We start from the raw sequence: 15,105 nt of genomic DNA, 5'->3' as shown, positions 1-15,105 counted from the left end.
TCCGTTATACTTTGAATAGAATAGTGTAATTTCTCATTGCGTCTTGTCGCCGTTTGGCATAGAATGATGGGGTTAACTCAATTTATGTGATAGGTGAGTACATTTGATGAAACGATTATATGCGCTATACGCAACGTTCGTCGCTTTATCTGGATGCATGTTATTTTTGTATAGATGGCCTTTTGGGCATATCGAACAACAATGGTCGATGTTAGTTTTACTTTGTATCTCTGTCATTTTACTAAGCGTTTATATGATTCATCTTCCTCCGAAAGGAAACGGATTTTCGTTAGACTCTGCCGTCTATTTAGCAACCGTTTTTGTATATGGGTTAGAAATGGCGTTAATGGTTTTATTTTTAAGCATGCTTCCGACATATTTATTTCATGAGAAGAGCATGAAGTGGTGGAAGCATGTTTGTAATTTTGCTATGTATACGTGGATGATTGTCGGGGCTTACTATTCTTTTATTATGTTCGGAGGAGAAAGTGGTGCGTTTTCCATTTATTTTTTAGGGGCATATTTAGGCTCGCTTATTGTTTACTCTATGATAAATATACTATTGATGGCAGGTTTTTTCTCTCTTTCTTCCTCTTATCGTGTTAGCCATATTTTAATTAGCATGTTAAGTGAGTGGCTGTCTAGTTACGGTGTCACGTTGCTCGCATCGCTCGTGTTGGTCAGCCTTTTGACTTTACATGCACAATTTGGAATTATCCTTTTTACGTCTGTTATTTTGTTATTATCTTTTACACTTAGGAAGTACGGAACATTGTATGAGAAAGTGGCTCATGACAAAGCATATATTGAACAGTTATTGAATACGTTACCGATCGGAATTATTACGATGCATCATTCAAGTTCGCAACATTTTATTAACCATTCCGCAGTTACTTTGCTCGGTTTAGATAAAAAAGAAATAAAACAAATGATTGAACAAAAAAGGCAAAGTGAAACGAATGTTTCGTTTTGGGATCTTTTCGCTCGCCGTGATCCATTTCAACAAGTAAAAGTTTCATATGAACGTGCAGGGGAGAAAAAAATATTTTTAGTGTCACAATCGAATTTACTTAACTTGTACGGGGAGCATATTGGCCGTACAATTTTCTTTCTCGACATCACCGAAATCGAGGAGCTTACAAAACGCATTCATCAATCGGAAAAGTTGGCGGCAGTCGGGGAAATGGCGGCGAAAGCAGCGCATGAAATTCGCAATCCGCTTGCGGTCATTCATGGCTTTTTATCGTTTATGAATGAAAATATGGCACAAAGCGATCGCGAGCAATACCACATTCCGCTTTTATTAAAAGAAATTGACCGCATTAATGCGATTGTTGAAGATATGCTTTTGATCGCAAAACCGAGTGCGCCGATGTTGAAAGAGACGTATATGGAAACGATCGTTCAAGACTTGCTTTCGTTGTTGCAACATACGTTAGAGGCGAAACATATTCGCGTGCACGTCCGCCTTGACCGCGTTTTGTTGCGGCTTGATCCGAAACAAATGATGCAAGTGCTATACAATTTGTTTCATAACAGCATCGAATCGATCGAAGAAGACGGCACGATTTGCATATATTCCGATGTCGATGAGACGTACAATATGTACGTTTACGATTCTGGGAAAGGAATTCCACAAGACATGCAAGCGACGATGTTTGAACCGTTTATGACAACGAAACCGTCAGGGACAGGCTTAGGGTTAACGATCGTCAAACGAATCGTTGAAAACCATGGCGGAACTATTGCGCTTCATGACAGTTCGGAAAAAGGCACGACGTTTGTTATTAAGCTACCGATCGGATAATGATGAGAAAAGGAACGGATAAAACGACAAAAGGATAATCAATTTGTTCATCATTTCACAACTGTCGTCGACCTCCAATCTTGCAAAAAATCCGGGGGATCGACGACAGTTTAATTTTTGTCACTTTGTCAGACGTATCAAGCGACAAAGACCATTGACTGAATTTTCGGATGGATGTATAATGATGTTGTATAGCTTTTCCATGTGTTGATATATCAACACTTTTTTGGGGTTTGTATCGTACCTATGAGGAATTGAAACCCAGCAGTTTCTTCGACTGCTTCTGCGACATCAGACTCTGTTTGTATCGTACCTATGAGGAATTGAAACGCATATACAATCATCGCGATACCTGCCGAAAGAAGGTTTGTATCGTACCTATGAGGAATTGAAACAACAAATCAGAATAAAAAGCACCAAAAGAACAATTGTTTGTATCGTACCTACAAGAACCAGCATGTTAGAATCTGGATTTTTTTGTATATACCATTTTACTTTTTCTTCAACATTCGTTATTATATAGAGTAGAAACATCTTTCTTTCCGGCTATGGTGAAGTGAGATGTTTTTTTTCATGGAAATATTGATTTCACAAAGAAATGGAGGGATTTCTCGTGAAGAAATACGCCATTGTGTATTGTGAACATCAATTTGGTTCCATGGATGGAAAAACGGCGAATGGGCTTGTGCGTGATTCGGGGCTGTATGACATTGTTGCGGTCATTGATTCGACAAAAGCTGGTCAAGATGCTGGAGAAGTACTTGATCAAAAGAAAAATGGCATTCCGATTTGTAAAAACCTTCAAGATGCAATAGCCTCCGCAAAAGAAAAACCGAACTACTTCATCTTAGGAATTGCTCCAGCGAACGCTTTTCTCAAAAAAGAAGAACGTCAAGTGATTATCGAAGCAATGGAAGCAGGGATGCACATCGTGAATCCCCTTCAAGAGTTTTTAACAGAAGATGAAGAAATGATGACGATGGCGAAACGTTATGGCGTTACGATTCGCGACGTTCGCAAGCCGCGTCCGAAAAAAGAATGGACGTTGTTTACCGGACGCATTTTGCAAGTGAAAGCGCCGATTGTGGCGGTGCTTGGGACAGACGGTGCGTGCGGGAAGCGGACGACAGCGATGATTGTCGATCAAGCATTACAAAAGCGCGGCTATAAGACGGCATTTGTTGCCACAGGGCAAACGGGCTTAATTCAAGGAGCTTCATACGGCTTTGCGATGGATGCGTTTCCGCTTCAATACATGATTGGAGAGCTTGAACGAGAAGTTGTGCGCGCATATGAAACGGAGCAGCCGGATATCATCATCGTCGAAGGACAAGGGGCGCTTAGCCATCCAGCTTACGTCAGCTCGGCTGGCATTTTAAAAGGCGCGCGGCCGCAAGCCGTTATTTTACAACATCCACCGAAACGAAAAGTGCTCGGTGATTTCCCGTTTATCGACATGCCTACGGTCGAAAGCGAAATCGCATTAATTGAACATTTCGGAAAGACGAAAGTTGTAGCGATCACGTTAAACCATGAAGGAATGACAGATGACGAACTGAAGCGAACGATTGATGAATATGAACGAACATTCCATATGCCTGTAACAGACGTGCTGAAATATGGGGCAGATAAAGTTGTCGCACGCCTCATCGAATTTTTCCCATCGTTACAAAAGCGTGAGGTGGCGGTGTAATGACGGCGAAAGTCGAAATTGACTTACGGAAAATCCGTCATAATGCCGCAACATTGAAAAAATGGTGTGAGGAAAAAGGAATACAAGTGACAGCTGTCGTGAAAGGGATAAACGGTGATGTTGAAATTGCTCGCGCTCTTGTTGATAGCGGTATAACGAGTTTAGCTGATACGAAAGTGGAACGAATCGCAAAACTCAAATCGGCGCAAGTTCCAGCGACGTATATGCTCATTCGCACCCCGGCGTTGAGCGAAGTGAGTCAAGTCGTCCAACATGTCGATGTGAGCGTTCAATCGGAAATGGATGTCGTGCGTGCCATTTCGACAGAAGCGATGAAGCAAAACAAGACGCATGCGATTATCGTCATGGTCGAGATGGGCGATTTGCGCGAAGGTGTTATGCCGAGTGATTTGCCGTCATTTATTGAACAGGCGATGCAGTTGCCGAATATCGAAATTGTCGGCATTGGGGCGAACTTTGCCTGCTTTGGCGGCATTATTCCGACCGATCAAAAAATGCGTGAACTTTCCTCGCTCGTGAAGCATATTCAAAAACAATATTCGCTGTTTTTGCCGTACGTATCTGGTGGAAACTCCGCGAACTACTATTGGCTTAAACAGACGAAAGACGTCGGGTGTATTAACCATTTGCGATTAGGTGAGGCGATTTTTTTAGGACGGGAGACGATTCGTGGCGCTGCGATTCAAGGTTTATACGAAGATGCGTTTTGTTTCGTCGCAGAAGTGATTGAAGTAAAAACGAAGCCGTCTGTCCCATATGGTGTACAAAGCCGAAATGCATTTGGCGAAACGCCGATATTTCAAGAACGAGGCATGATGAAGCGCGCCATTGTCGGCATCGGTCGCCAAGATGTGTACGTCAACGGATTAACTCCTCTACAACCCGTTCAAATCATTGGCTCAAGCAGCGACCATATTATCGTTGACGCTACGTACACCGACATTCAAGTCGGTGACTTCATTCGCTTTGCGGTCGACTACGGCGCGATGATTTCCCTTATGACGTCTCCGCACGTTCAAAAAACATATGTACAAACAGATGAAAAAGACGGACGTTTCCCAACGAAAACATCAGCATAAAAAAGTCAGCGTGTTCAGAGCTGACTTCAGACTGTTGACAAAATGGTTGTAAGGCAACTGCCCCACAACCATTTTGTTCCATTTTGATATTTGTTTTCCTCGATGAACCGACGAAAATAACGACATACATAAGTGAAAAAGAGGGGAGATGCCCATTCTCCATAGGCAGTTTGCTAATTTCTTTAAATTCATCGCAGCACAAACAAGCATCGCCTGCATCTGGTTTCTTTCCAATCCACGGTAATTCGTCCAGCGCAGACCATGCCTCTCTTTCAAATCTGCAAAATTTCGTTCGATTGTCCCTTTTCTCCGCTCATACAATTCTCGATGCTCCGGCACATATCGTAAGTGCTCGTAATCTTGCCAAACATGGCGTGTGACCACTTTCGTGTGGCTTTTGCTTTCTGTGCATTTTTCTAGATAAGGACACGTCTTGCACACAGATGGATTGGATTTATATTCCCGATAGCCTTCCCGATTCGTTGTTGAATAAGATAACACTTGGTTATTGGGACAAAGGTAACAGTCAAAATGTTCGTCATATGCAAATTCAGATTTCCGAAAGAACCCCTCTTTTATAACCAAAAAGAAGGTTATATCTGTCCAAAATATTTTATATGTATATTTTCCATTTTTGCTACTTCAAACAATAATTTTTTATCAAACTCGTCTTCCAACGGTTTTTCAAGAAAGATAATATCGATTTCATTTAATGGGGAATTAAGTAATTCATAAAATTCATTTCTCTCGTTGAGATTATCTATAAATACTCCTTTTATAACATAGTTTGTTTCTAATTGTTGTATTAAGTTATTTATAAATTCAATTGCTTCTTCCGTCTTTTCTGTTTCTTTTGTTTGGTAATAAATTACGACGTTTGCCACTTGTATCAACCCTTTCTTTTAGGGTATTGTAAAAGGCAACTATGATATTTTATCATTTAAACGACCATTAAACAACAAAATTTGCTACAATTGAATTAGGACTAGTGTTCGAAGGAGGTGTCAAATTTGCTATATCGTTTTATTGATCTTTTTGCAGGAATTGGAGGTATGCGGCTTGCCTTCGAACCGTACGGTATTTGTGTGTTCTCATCTGAATGGGATGTAAAAGCACAGGAAACCTATATGGCTAACTTTGGTGAGAAACCACATGGTGATATTAGACAGATTGATGCTAAGGATATTCCCGATCATGATATTTTGCTCGCTGGCTTCCCATGTCAGCCATTTTCTATTGCAGGTGTAAGCAAAAAAAAATCTTTGGGAAGACCACATGGATTTCTCGACGAAACTCAAGGAACTTTATTCTTTGATATCGCTCGTATTTTAAAGGAAAAACAGCCACAGGCTTTCCTATTGGAAAATGTAAAAAACCTTAAAAGTCATGATAAAGGTAGAACATACAAAGTAATAAAAAATGTCTTGGAAAACGACTTAGGTTATACGGTTTACGATGCGATATTAAATGCAAAAGGGCTTGTTCCCCAAAATCGTGAGCGTATATATATTGTAGGCTTTAAAAAGCCCCTTAAATTTGAGTTTCCGAAAATACCTGAACAGGGACCACCACTAAGAAGCATCTTGGAAGAGAATGTAGATGATAAATACACATTAAGCGACAAACTTTGGGAATACCTACAAACATACAAAGAAAAACATGCTAAAAAAGGAAATGGTTTCGGTTATGGGTTAGCCAATTTAGATTCATATTCCCGTACTCTTTCTGCCAGATACTATAAGGACGGTTCAGAAATTCTGATCCCGCAAGAAGGGAAAAATCCGAGAAAATTAACTCCACGCGAATGTGCGCGCTTGCAAGGATTTCCAGATTCTTTTAAGATTGTAGTTAGTAACACTGCTGCATATAAGCAATTTGGCAACAGTGTTGCTGTTCCCGTTGTTAAATTGATAGCAGAAAAGATGATACAAGCCATAGAACGGGATGAAACAATTGAAGATAATCTGGAAGAGGGTCGGGCCGAGTATGCAACAAAATAATTCTGAAAAACTGACTAATGCTATTGAGGCGGCCAAGAAATTTGGTCGCTTTTATTGTAAGTTTATTTCTGCTAATGATGTTGATTTGACAGGAGCACATCAAGTAGGACTTTACATTGCAAAACAGGCTTGGAATATCTTTTTTGAGGAGAAAGGAGTAAAAGGGGAAAATAAAGATAAGTTTATAAAAGTACATATTGACGGTTATCATCCTTTTGAAAGCCGTGTGATTTATTATGGAAGAAGAACACGAAATGAATATCGAATTACTAGGTTTTGGAGTAATTCGCCTTTTGATAAAACAGAGCAGGTAGGAAACTTAATTATCTTTATTCCAATGGACATGGAGAATTATAAAGTTTATATCTTAGACACAGAAGAAGAGATTGAAATATTTATAGATACATTCTCTTTATCTCTTATGGATAATAATGCAGTATACAATGGAGGTAAAGTAAAAGATATTGACTTATCAGCAAAGTTGGAAAAAGAAATTGAAGATGTTGCTGCTCAATTTGATGATTTCCCTGAAACTATTCAACTTGCAGAAATAGCAAGAAGAATACATCAACATGTATACAAGAAAAAGCAATTTTCACCAGACAATATTATTTTAGAGTGGGTGAAAACAGAATATAGTGTATTTAGATCGATTGAAAGAAATGTTTATAAAGACTATCTAACAAAACCTTTGAATGATTTAGAGACATTAATTACTATTGCAAACAGTGTTATAAATAGAAGAAAAAGTCGTGCAGGAAAGTCTTTAGAACATCATGTTGATTTCTTGTTATCTTCATACAATATCCCATTTAGTCATCCCGGCAAATCTGAAGGAAATAAAAAACCAGATTTCTTGTTTCCTTCAAATGCTGCATATGCGGATATGTCATTTCCTGAAAACAATTTGATCTTTTTAGGAGTAAAGACCACCTGTAAGGACAGATGGAGACAGATACTTAATGAAGCAAACAGGATAAAAGAAAAGCACTTATTAACACTTCAACAAGGGATATCTCCAAACCAGTTGGATGAAATGGCTGAAGAAAAAGTTATTCTAGTTGTGCCAAAACCTTATCACTCATTGTATCCAGCAGAATATCAGGATAGATTATGGACCGTTGAAAAATTCATTCACTATGCAGAAGAAAAATATTCGTTGATATAAAAGACCTTTACGGGTCTCAGACTGTTGACAAAATGGTTGTAAGGCAACTGCCCCACAACCATTTTGTTCCATTTTGATATTTGTTTGGTTCATCACCACAAAATGTACTTGACAAGCAATACGGTTTCTTGTACAAAGATGTGCAAAAACCATTGATTTACTGATTTTTCCTCACAATCGTAAATAGGGTATGTTCAGAAAAAAATCAAGTACAACTTTTGGTGAAGAGCCATATTGTGTTTATTTTTACAATGTTAAGAATATAACCATATCTCTTCGCTGAACTCCGTTTCTTATTTGTGCATCATTTTTTTAAATATACTGTTAAAAAATGTTGTAAAACGCTTTCATTTTTGTGTATAATACTGCTAAACCGGTTTACTTACTAAATCGATTTAGTAAAGGAGAATGAATACGTTGCAGAAAGTGACGATGGCTGATGTAGCGAAGCTAGCAAACGTGTCGAAAAGTACAGTATCGCAATATTTAAACAAGAGATATGAGTACATGAGCGAGGAAACGAGAAGACGTATCGCGGAGGCAATTGAGCAACTACAATACCGCCCAAACGTCATTGCTCGAAGCTTAAAACAAAAATCAACAGCGACGATCGGCGTTATCGTTTTTAACATTTTACATATGTTGACGACACAAGTGTTGCGGGCGATTGAGGATATGTGTCAACAACATGATTTTCATGTCATCGTTTGTAATACAGATGACGATCCTGAAAAGGAAAAAAAATATATTGATATGCTATGGGCGAAGCAAGTGGATGGATTTATTATTTTTCCAACAGGAAAAAATGTCGATTTATATAAAAGAATGATTGAAGCAAGATTACCAGTTGTATTCGTTGACCGAACGGTTGAAGGAATCGATGTAGATGCTGTTTTATTAGATAACGAACGTGCTGTCCAATTAGGGGTGCATTATTTAATTGAGCAAGGATATAAACATATTGGACTCGTAGCACCACCATTTGCGCCACACGTCATTCCGCGCACAGAACGGATAAATGCATTTCGGTATGCGTTGCGTGAAGCAAATCTTCCAATCAAAGAAGAATGGATCATTACCGAGCAAGTAAAGCACATTTCGGGGCGACTAGATGCGCTTTTGCAACGGAACAAACTGCCTGAAGCGATATTCGCCATTAACGATTTAACATTGATGGAGGTGTTGACGTTTGTCAAAAGGCGTCAACTAACTATTCCACATGACATAGCACTTATCAGTATTGACGACGTTCCGTTTGCGTCCATTTATACTCCTTCACTAACAACAATTGCCCAACCAGCTTTTGAGATGGGGGAAAAAGCCACGGAACGGCTCTTTATGCAAATGGACGGCGAGATTTCTCCCCAAATGTTTCGGCTTGCTCCAAAGTTAATAGAAAGGGATTCAGCAAAGAAAAGAGGAGATAAAGGTGAATAGTAGCCAAGTCGTCATCGGAATAGATATTGGCACGACAAGTACAAAAGCGGTTATTTTCGAAGAGGATGGACGCATTCGAGCGATGCATGCGGTAGAATATCCGATGCTTCATCCCCAACCGGGATGGGCGGAACAAGACCCTCACGTCCTTTTTTCAGCGGTGATGCAAAGTATACAAGGGGCGATATACAAAGGGGGCGTTTCATCGGAACAAGTGAAGGCGGTCGGGCTGAGTGTAGCGATGCATTCGCTCATGCTAGTCGACGATCATCATCGCCCATTGACGAATTGTATCATTTGGACGGACAATCGCAGCAACAAGCAAGCTGAACAGTTGCGAGCAAGTGAAAAAGGGATGGACATATATAAAAAAACAGGAACACCTATTCATCCGATGTCGCCGCTTATGAAATTGATGTGGTTCAAAGAACATGAGCCACATGTATTCGAACGAGCCCATAAGTTTATTTCGATTAAAGAATATGTATTACATCAGTGGTTTCATCAGTATGTTGTCGATTATTCAATTGCCTCGGCAACCGGCCTATTTTCTTTACAGACGTTTGATTGGGACGAAGAAATTTTGCGACTGCTTCATATTGACCGCCAGCAACTATCTCAGCTTGTTCCGACGACATATACGTTACAAGGAATGGACAAAAAGTGGGCAGAACAGCTCAGTATTTCTACACATATCCCTGTCGTCATTGGAGCGAGTGATGGGGTGCTCGCAAATGTCGGGGTCGGCGCAGTTTTGCCGCATGAAGCTGCGATAACAATTGGCACAAGTGGAGCGGTACGAACAATTTCACCACTTCCAAAAACCGATGAACATGGGCGAACGTTTTGTTATGTGTTGACAGAAAATGAGTGGGTCATCGGAGGCCCGACAAACAATGGCGGCATTTTATTACGCTGGTTACGTGACGAATTTGGGGCACAAGAAAAAGAGGTGGCTAAACGACTAGGAATCGATCCATACGATTTACTGACACAATACGCTGCACGTGTTCCAGCAGGATCAGAGGGATTGTTATTTTTGCCGTTTTTATCTGGAGAGCGCGCACCGTATTGGGATGCACATGCGCGCGGCACATTTTTTGGGATTAGCTTGCAACATAGGCGCGAGCATTTTATTCGAGCCGTCATGGAAGGTGTTTGTATGAGCGTCTTTTCTGTTGCGCTCGCTGTTCGCGATGTGATCGGACCGTTATCAGAAATTCGAGTGTCTGGTGGATTTGCGAAGTCACCGTTTTGGCGCCAAATGTTGTGCGATATGATGGGGAAAGAATTGCTTGTCCCGGAGACGCATGAGGCCTCCGCGCTAGGGGCTGCAGCATTGGCTCTTTATGCGACGGGAGACATTGTTTCACTACAAGAAGTAAAGTCGTGGCTACGTATTTCATCACGTCATGAGCCAAATGGACAGCATACAGCGATTTATGCGGAACTATTTGATTTGTATATAAGATTGTATAGGCAACTAAAAGATGAATTTCAAATCATTTCTTCGTTTCAAAGTAAATATGTATAACGGAGGGGGTGATTCACTTCATTACTAAATCGGTTTAGTAAATGTAAGCGTTTGTTAAAATAAAAACAAGGGGGAGTGGGGAAGATGGCATCATCTTCGTTAATCGTTATTGTGATTGCTGGAATTAGCTTGTTGTTATTTCTTATTATTCGTTCGAAATTGCATGCGTTCGTTTCGTTATTGCTTGTTAGTTTACTTGTTGGAATTGCGGCAGGTATGCCACTAAAAAGTGTAATTGAGTCCATTCAAAACGGAATGGGAGGAACGCTTGGATTTGTAGCGGTTGTCGTTGGGTTAGGTGCAATGTTTGGTCAGATGCTTGAAGCATCAGGGGGAGCTGAACGTTTAGCACAGACGTTGATGAAGAAATTTGGGGAAAGTAAAGCGCAGTGGGCGCTTGGAATTACAGGATTTTTAGTCGCTATTCCTGTATTTTTTGACGTGGGATTTATTATTCTTGTACCGATTGTTTACGGTCTAGCGAAAAAGACAGGACGTTCTCTTTTATATTATGGTATTCCCCTTCTTGCCGGTCTGGCGGTAACGCATAGCTTTATTCCTCCGACGCCAGGCCCAATTGCAGTTGCCAATTTAATTGGTGCGGATTTAGGTTGGGTCATTTTATTTGGTTTTATTGCGGGTATTCCGGCGATGATTGTCGCTGGTCCGTTATTCGGAAAGTATATTTCAAAGAAAATTCACGCCTCTATTCCGACTTATATGGAATGGAAAGAACATGATAATGAACAAGATTTGCCGAGTTTCGGATTAATCGCAACGATCATTCTCATTCCTTTGTTGCTCATTTTAATGAATACGGTTTCAGGAGTTGTTTTGCCAGAGAAAAATATGCTTCGATCGCTGTTCACCTTTTTAGGTCATCCATTTGTCGCTTTAACGATTGCTACTTTACTCGCTTTTTACTTCTTAGGACGAAAGCGGGGACTTTCTAAACAACAAGTACAGGATATTGCAACGAAGGCACTAGAACCGGCAGGAATTATTATTCTTGTCACAGGTGCTGGCGGAGTATTTAAACAAATTTTAGTGGACTCAGGTGTTGGCAAGGTGCTTGCAGATATGATGTCGACATCATCGTTGCCGCCGATTGTTCTTGCATTTATTATTGCGGCGCTCGTTCGCGTTTCACAAGGTTCAGCTACAGTTGCGATGGTGACATCTGCAGGGTTAATGGCTCCATTTATAGAGACATTGCATCTGACAGGTCCAATATTGGGGCTAATTACTATTGCGATTGCGGCAGGAGCGACGATTCTTTCACATGTAAACGACTCAGGATTTTGGCTCGTGAATCGCTACTTTGGTTTAGAAGTGAAAGATACGTTGAAATCATGGACAGTAATGGAAACAATGATTGCGCTGGTCGGTTTTTCTGTTGTATTTGTAATTAGTTGGTTTATCTAACTGTACAAGAGATCGTCTGTTATTCAGCAAATATCGGCAGGGGTGAGACGAATAAAGCAGTACAGCCGATGCTTGAAGAGCTGTAAGAAGTATCGGGAGTTACTGAAGAAAAACTTACCTCTGGACTCGGCGAATGCTCTTAGGGAAATGGCTAAACATGTGAAAACAACATATTGCAGCAATAAAGGGGCGCCAAAAAGTCAGTTATTTTGACTTTCTGGACGCCCTGTTTGTTGTTAAAACTGTTTCGCTGCTTCTTTTGCTCGTTCGATCGCTTGTTGCTTAATGCTTTCTGCTTCGTTTGGAAAAGCGTTCATACCTTCGACCGCAATCGTTTGAACGTCTGTTATGCCGATAAAAGCGAGAACAGCTCTTAAATAGCGGTCACCAAACTCCATTTCTTTCGCCGGACCTTCAGAATATATACCTCCTCGCGCTTGAATGTGGAGCGCTTTTTTCCCTTTTAGTAGTCCAACAGACCCTTCTTCTGTATATTTAAACGTTTTTCCGGCGATACAAAGCGTATCGATATATGCCTTCAATTTTGGAGGGAAGCTAAAGTTCCACATCGGTGTGACGAATACATATTTGTCGGCTTCAATAAATTGGTCGCATAGTTCGTTGATACGTGCGATTTTTGCTTGCTCATCTCTGTTTAATTGGTCAAATGCTTGTCCTTGTTGAAGTTTGCCCCAACCGTTAAACACATCTCCATCAATATAAGGGATGTCCATGTCATATACGTGCAATTCAACGATTTCATCTTCGGGATGATGTTGTTTGTAGGCATTGACAAACGCGCGACCGACTGACAAGCTAAACGATTCATGTTCTTGTTTTGGATTTGCGGTAATATACAATACTTTTGCCATAACGGTTCCTCCTTGATACAAGTTGATACTTACTTATATTTTGCTTTGGTATAAAAAGCTATAACTATAATATAGTTTGTTACTTACTTTTGTAAAGTAAAAAGATTGCTGATTAGATGACAAACATCGAAAAAAAGGGTAAAATACGTATGTAGGTATAAAAACAAAAGGACGGATGATTCATGACAGGGCATGTATTTCATCATTCAAAAGCGGAGAAGCTGTTGAATCCAAAAAGAAGAGAGCTGATCGCTCCAGAAAAAGTGATTTCATTGCTGAACGTGAGCGAGCATGATATTGTCGCCGATTTAGGGGCGGGGAACGGATACTTTGCTGTGCCGATCGCCAAACGAGCAAAAACGGTGTACGCTGTTGATATGCAACAACAAATGCTCGATTTACTCCAACAACATGCTGAACGAGAAGGAGTAAAAAACATTTCTTACATCCTAAGCGATGTGGCAAAAACAACGATTTCACCGCAATCTGTCGATAAGGGACTGATGGCGTTTGTTTTGCATGAAGTGGACGATCGAGAAGCTGTTTTTGCAGAAATTGCTCGCATCATAAAGCCGAACGGTGCGTTTCTATTCATTGAGTGGGAGGCAGTAGAAAGTGAAATGGGTCCGCCGCTTCACGAACGCATTCCATCGCATCAGCTCATGGACGAGGCGAAAGCACATTTCACACATGTGGAGCTCGTTCATTTCCATCCGAGCGTGTATGGTGTGATTGTTAAACATGGTCATTAATGATGGCCATGTTGTTTGTTTTTAAGGAAGGTGAGTAAGATGGTGGTACGTTTAGGAATAAAGGAAAATACCGTTTCATTTTTATTATTAGTCGTCATTAACGTGTTTGTTGGGGCGATGGTCGGTTTAGAACGAACGATTTTGCCGATGATTGGTGAAAAGCAGTTTGGGCTTACATCGATGGGAGCGGCTATCTCGTTTATCGTTAGCTTCGGCTTGTCCAAAGCGGTTGTAAACTATTTTGCTGGTCAGCTTGCTGATCGGTTTGGTAGAAAAAACATATTGCTAGCAGGATGGGTAATCGGGCTATTCGTTCCAATATGTATGCTTACTGCACACGAATGGTCGGTTGTTGTGTTCGCGAACGTGCTGCTTGGAATTAACCAAGGATTGACGTGGTCGATGACTGTCAATATGAAAATTGACATCGCCAAGCCAACGGAACGAGGTACAGCGGTTGGTTTAAATGAGTTTGCTGGTTATTTTGGTGTCGCGATGATGGCGGCGTTATCGGGTTATCTCGCTTCGACATTTTCACTTGATCTTGAATTGTTTTACATTGGTATTGTGGTTGCACTTACTGGAATAGGCTTATCCATCGTCGTTAAAGATACGAAACATCATGTTCAACTGCATATGGAACGAAGAAAAAAGGAGCGAACAGAAACGTTATCCGCAAAAGATGTATTTCAGCAGACGACATGGAAAAATAAAACGCTATCTAGTTTTAGTTTGGCAGGACTTGTAACAAATTTGAAAGATGGTGTGGCATGGGGATTATTCCCTTTATATTTCACTTCCCTCGGGCTATCCGTCTCACAAACAGGGATGATCGTTGCGATTTACCCTGCTTCATGGGGGATATGTCAGCTTTTCACAGGTGCCATTAGCGATCGAGTCGACAGAAAAAGGATGATTGCATACGGCATGTGGCTACAGGCGTTGGCCATGTGGTTGATGCTTATCGTGGACGATGTCGTGTTATGGATGGTTGGCGCGATATTGTTAGGGCTCGGAACAGCGATGGTATATCCGACGTTGCAAGCGGCAATTAGCGATGTGACAGCGATATACTGGCGCGCTTCTGCGATGGGAGTATATCGATTTTGGCGCGATAGCGGCTATGCGATCGGTGCCGCGATGGCAGGGATCATTGCCGACTGGCTCGGATTCCGTTGGGCAATTGGGTTGACAGCGATATTGCCGGTACTTGCTGGATGGCGGGTATATACAAAAACGAAAAACTAGGGAACACGTCCCTAGTTTTTCTTGTAAATGAAAACGATCGGTTCGAACAAATAAAAAATAGGTACGAAT

General features: G+C 40.9%; 12 protein-coding genes and 1 pseudogene. 10 read left to right on the top strand and 3 right to left on the bottom strand.

What is annotated here, in order from left to right; all coding sequences use genetic code 11:
• Nucleotides 1–106: 106 nt before the first annotated feature.
• The 3 genes from ES017_RS02025 to ES017_RS02015 all read left to right on the top strand — a co-directional run bounded on the left by ES017_RS02025 (nucleotide 107) and on the right by ES017_RS02015 (nucleotide 4,600).
• The gene (locus ES017_RS02025) at nucleotides 107–1,807 is read left to right on the top strand and encodes a two-component system sensor histidine kinase NtrB (protein ID WP_171334671.1); all 1,701 of its coding nucleotides are present in this window, start codon (nucleotides 107–109) and stop codon (nucleotides 1,805–1,807) included.
• Nucleotides 1,808–2,420: 613 nt separating this feature from the next.
• On the top strand, nucleotides 2,421–3,500 hold the full coding sequence (locus ES017_RS02020; RefSeq protein ID WP_003399246.1) for an N-acetyltransferase DgcN family protein: 1,080 nt from the start codon (nucleotides 2,421–2,423) through the stop codon (nucleotides 3,498–3,500).
• Nucleotides 3,500–4,600 (top strand): alanine/ornithine racemase family PLP-dependent enzyme, encoded by a 1,101-nt coding sequence (locus ES017_RS02015; RefSeq protein ID WP_171334670.1) that lies wholly within the window; start codon nucleotides 3,500–3,502, stop codon nucleotides 4,598–4,600. Before ES017_RS02020 ends, ES017_RS02015 begins: the two co-directional genes overlap by 1 nt.
• Before the next feature lie 141 nt (nucleotides 4,601–4,741).
• Here ES017_RS02015 and ES017_RS02010 read toward each other — a convergent pair.
• Both ES017_RS02010 and ES017_RS02005 read right to left on the bottom strand, forming a co-directional pair.
• Nucleotides 4,742–5,176: pseudogene (locus ES017_RS02010) on the bottom strand (transposase); the annotation flags it as partial.
• Between the two features lie 17 nt (nucleotides 5,177–5,193).
• Complete coding sequence (locus tag ES017_RS02005) at nucleotides 5,194–5,484, bottom strand: hypothetical protein (protein WP_128999959.1); 291 nt, start codon at nucleotides 5,482–5,484, stop codon at nucleotides 5,194–5,196.
• A gap of 126 nt (nucleotides 5,485–5,610) precedes the next feature.
• On the opposite strand from ES017_RS02005, the gene dcm reads away from it, so the two are divergent.
• The 5 genes from dcm (at nucleotide 5,611) to ES017_RS01980 (ending at nucleotide 12,164) form a co-directional block, all read left to right on the top strand.
• A complete protein-coding gene (gene dcm, locus ES017_RS02000) occupies nucleotides 5,611–6,600 on the top strand; it encodes a DNA (cytosine-5-)-methyltransferase (RefSeq protein WP_253263339.1) in 990 nt (329 codons plus the stop codon).
• Complete coding sequence (locus ES017_RS01995) at nucleotides 6,587–7,768, top strand: type II restriction endonuclease (protein ID WP_171334669.1); 1,182 nt, start codon at nucleotides 6,587–6,589, stop codon at nucleotides 7,766–7,768. The genes dcm and ES017_RS01995 overlap by 14 nt, the downstream gene beginning before the upstream one ends.
• Nucleotides 7,769–8,185: 417 nt before the next feature.
• Complete coding sequence (locus ES017_RS01990) at nucleotides 8,186–9,205, top strand: LacI family DNA-binding transcriptional regulator (RefSeq protein ID WP_171334760.1); 1,020 nt, start codon at nucleotides 8,186–8,188, stop codon at nucleotides 9,203–9,205.
• A complete protein-coding gene (locus ES017_RS01985; RefSeq protein WP_171334668.1) occupies nucleotides 9,198–10,739 on the top strand; it encodes a gluconokinase in 1,542 nt (513 codons plus the stop codon). Before ES017_RS01990 ends, ES017_RS01985 begins: the two co-directional genes overlap by 8 nt.
• 84 nt (nucleotides 10,740–10,823) lie before the next feature.
• Complete coding sequence (locus tag ES017_RS01980; RefSeq protein ID WP_171334667.1) at nucleotides 10,824–12,164, top strand: GntT/GntP/DsdX family permease; 1,341 nt, start codon at nucleotides 10,824–10,826, stop codon at nucleotides 12,162–12,164.
• Nucleotides 12,165–12,400: 236 nt separating this feature from the next.
• Here ES017_RS01980 and ES017_RS01975 read toward each other — a convergent pair whose 3' ends face one another.
• Nucleotides 12,401–13,036 (bottom strand): FMN-dependent NADH-azoreductase, encoded by a 636-nt coding sequence (locus tag ES017_RS01975; RefSeq protein WP_163151078.1) that lies wholly within the window; start codon nucleotides 13,034–13,036, stop codon nucleotides 12,401–12,403.
• A 182-nt stretch (nucleotides 13,037–13,218) separates the two neighbouring features.
• Between ES017_RS01975 and ES017_RS01970 the strand changes: the two genes are divergently transcribed.
• Nucleotides 13,219–13,788: a class I SAM-dependent methyltransferase gene (locus ES017_RS01970; protein ID WP_171334666.1), complete on the top strand. Its 570-nt coding sequence runs from the start codon at nucleotides 13,219–13,221 to the stop codon at nucleotides 13,786–13,788.
• A gap of 39 nt (nucleotides 13,789–13,827) precedes the next feature.
• Nucleotides 13,828–15,036 carry an MFS transporter gene (locus ES017_RS01965; protein WP_171334665.1) on the top strand — a complete coding sequence of 403 codons (1,209 nt, stop codon included), beginning with the start codon at nucleotides 13,828–13,830 and terminating at the stop codon, nucleotides 15,034–15,036.
• Nucleotides 15,037–15,105 lie beyond the last annotated feature (69 nt).

The sequence above is a fragment of the Anoxybacillus sp. EFIL genome (assembly GCF_013096955.1).
Taxonomy (GTDB): domain Bacteria; phylum Bacillota; class Bacilli; order Bacillales; family Anoxybacillaceae; genus Anoxybacillus; species Anoxybacillus ayderensis.
This window is presented reverse-complemented; position numbering and strand designations above follow the sequence as displayed.

Coding starts and splice junctions, on each gene's coding strand:
- ES017_RS02025 (WP_171334671.1), top strand. CDS start 107: ATGAAACGATTATATGCGCTATACGCAACGTTCGTCGCTTTATCTGGA.
- ES017_RS02015 (WP_171334670.1), top strand. CDS start 3,500: ATGACGGCGAAAGTCGAAATTGACTTACGGAAAATCCGTCATAATGCC.
- ES017_RS01995 (WP_171334669.1), top strand. CDS start 6,587: ATGCAACAAAATAATTCTGAAAAACTGACTAATGCTATTGAGGCGGCC.
- ES017_RS01980 (WP_171334667.1), top strand. CDS start 10,824: ATGGCATCATCTTCGTTAATCGTTATTGTGATTGCTGGAATTAGCTTG.
- ES017_RS01975 (WP_163151078.1), bottom strand. CDS start 13,036: ATGGCAAAAGTATTGTATATTACCGCAAATCCAAAACAAGAACATGAA.
- ES017_RS01970 (WP_171334666.1), top strand. CDS start 13,219: ATGACAGGGCATGTATTTCATCATTCAAAAGCGGAGAAGCTGTTGAAT.
- ES017_RS01965 (WP_171334665.1), top strand. CDS start 13,828: ATGGTGGTACGTTTAGGAATAAAGGAAAATACCGTTTCATTTTTATTA.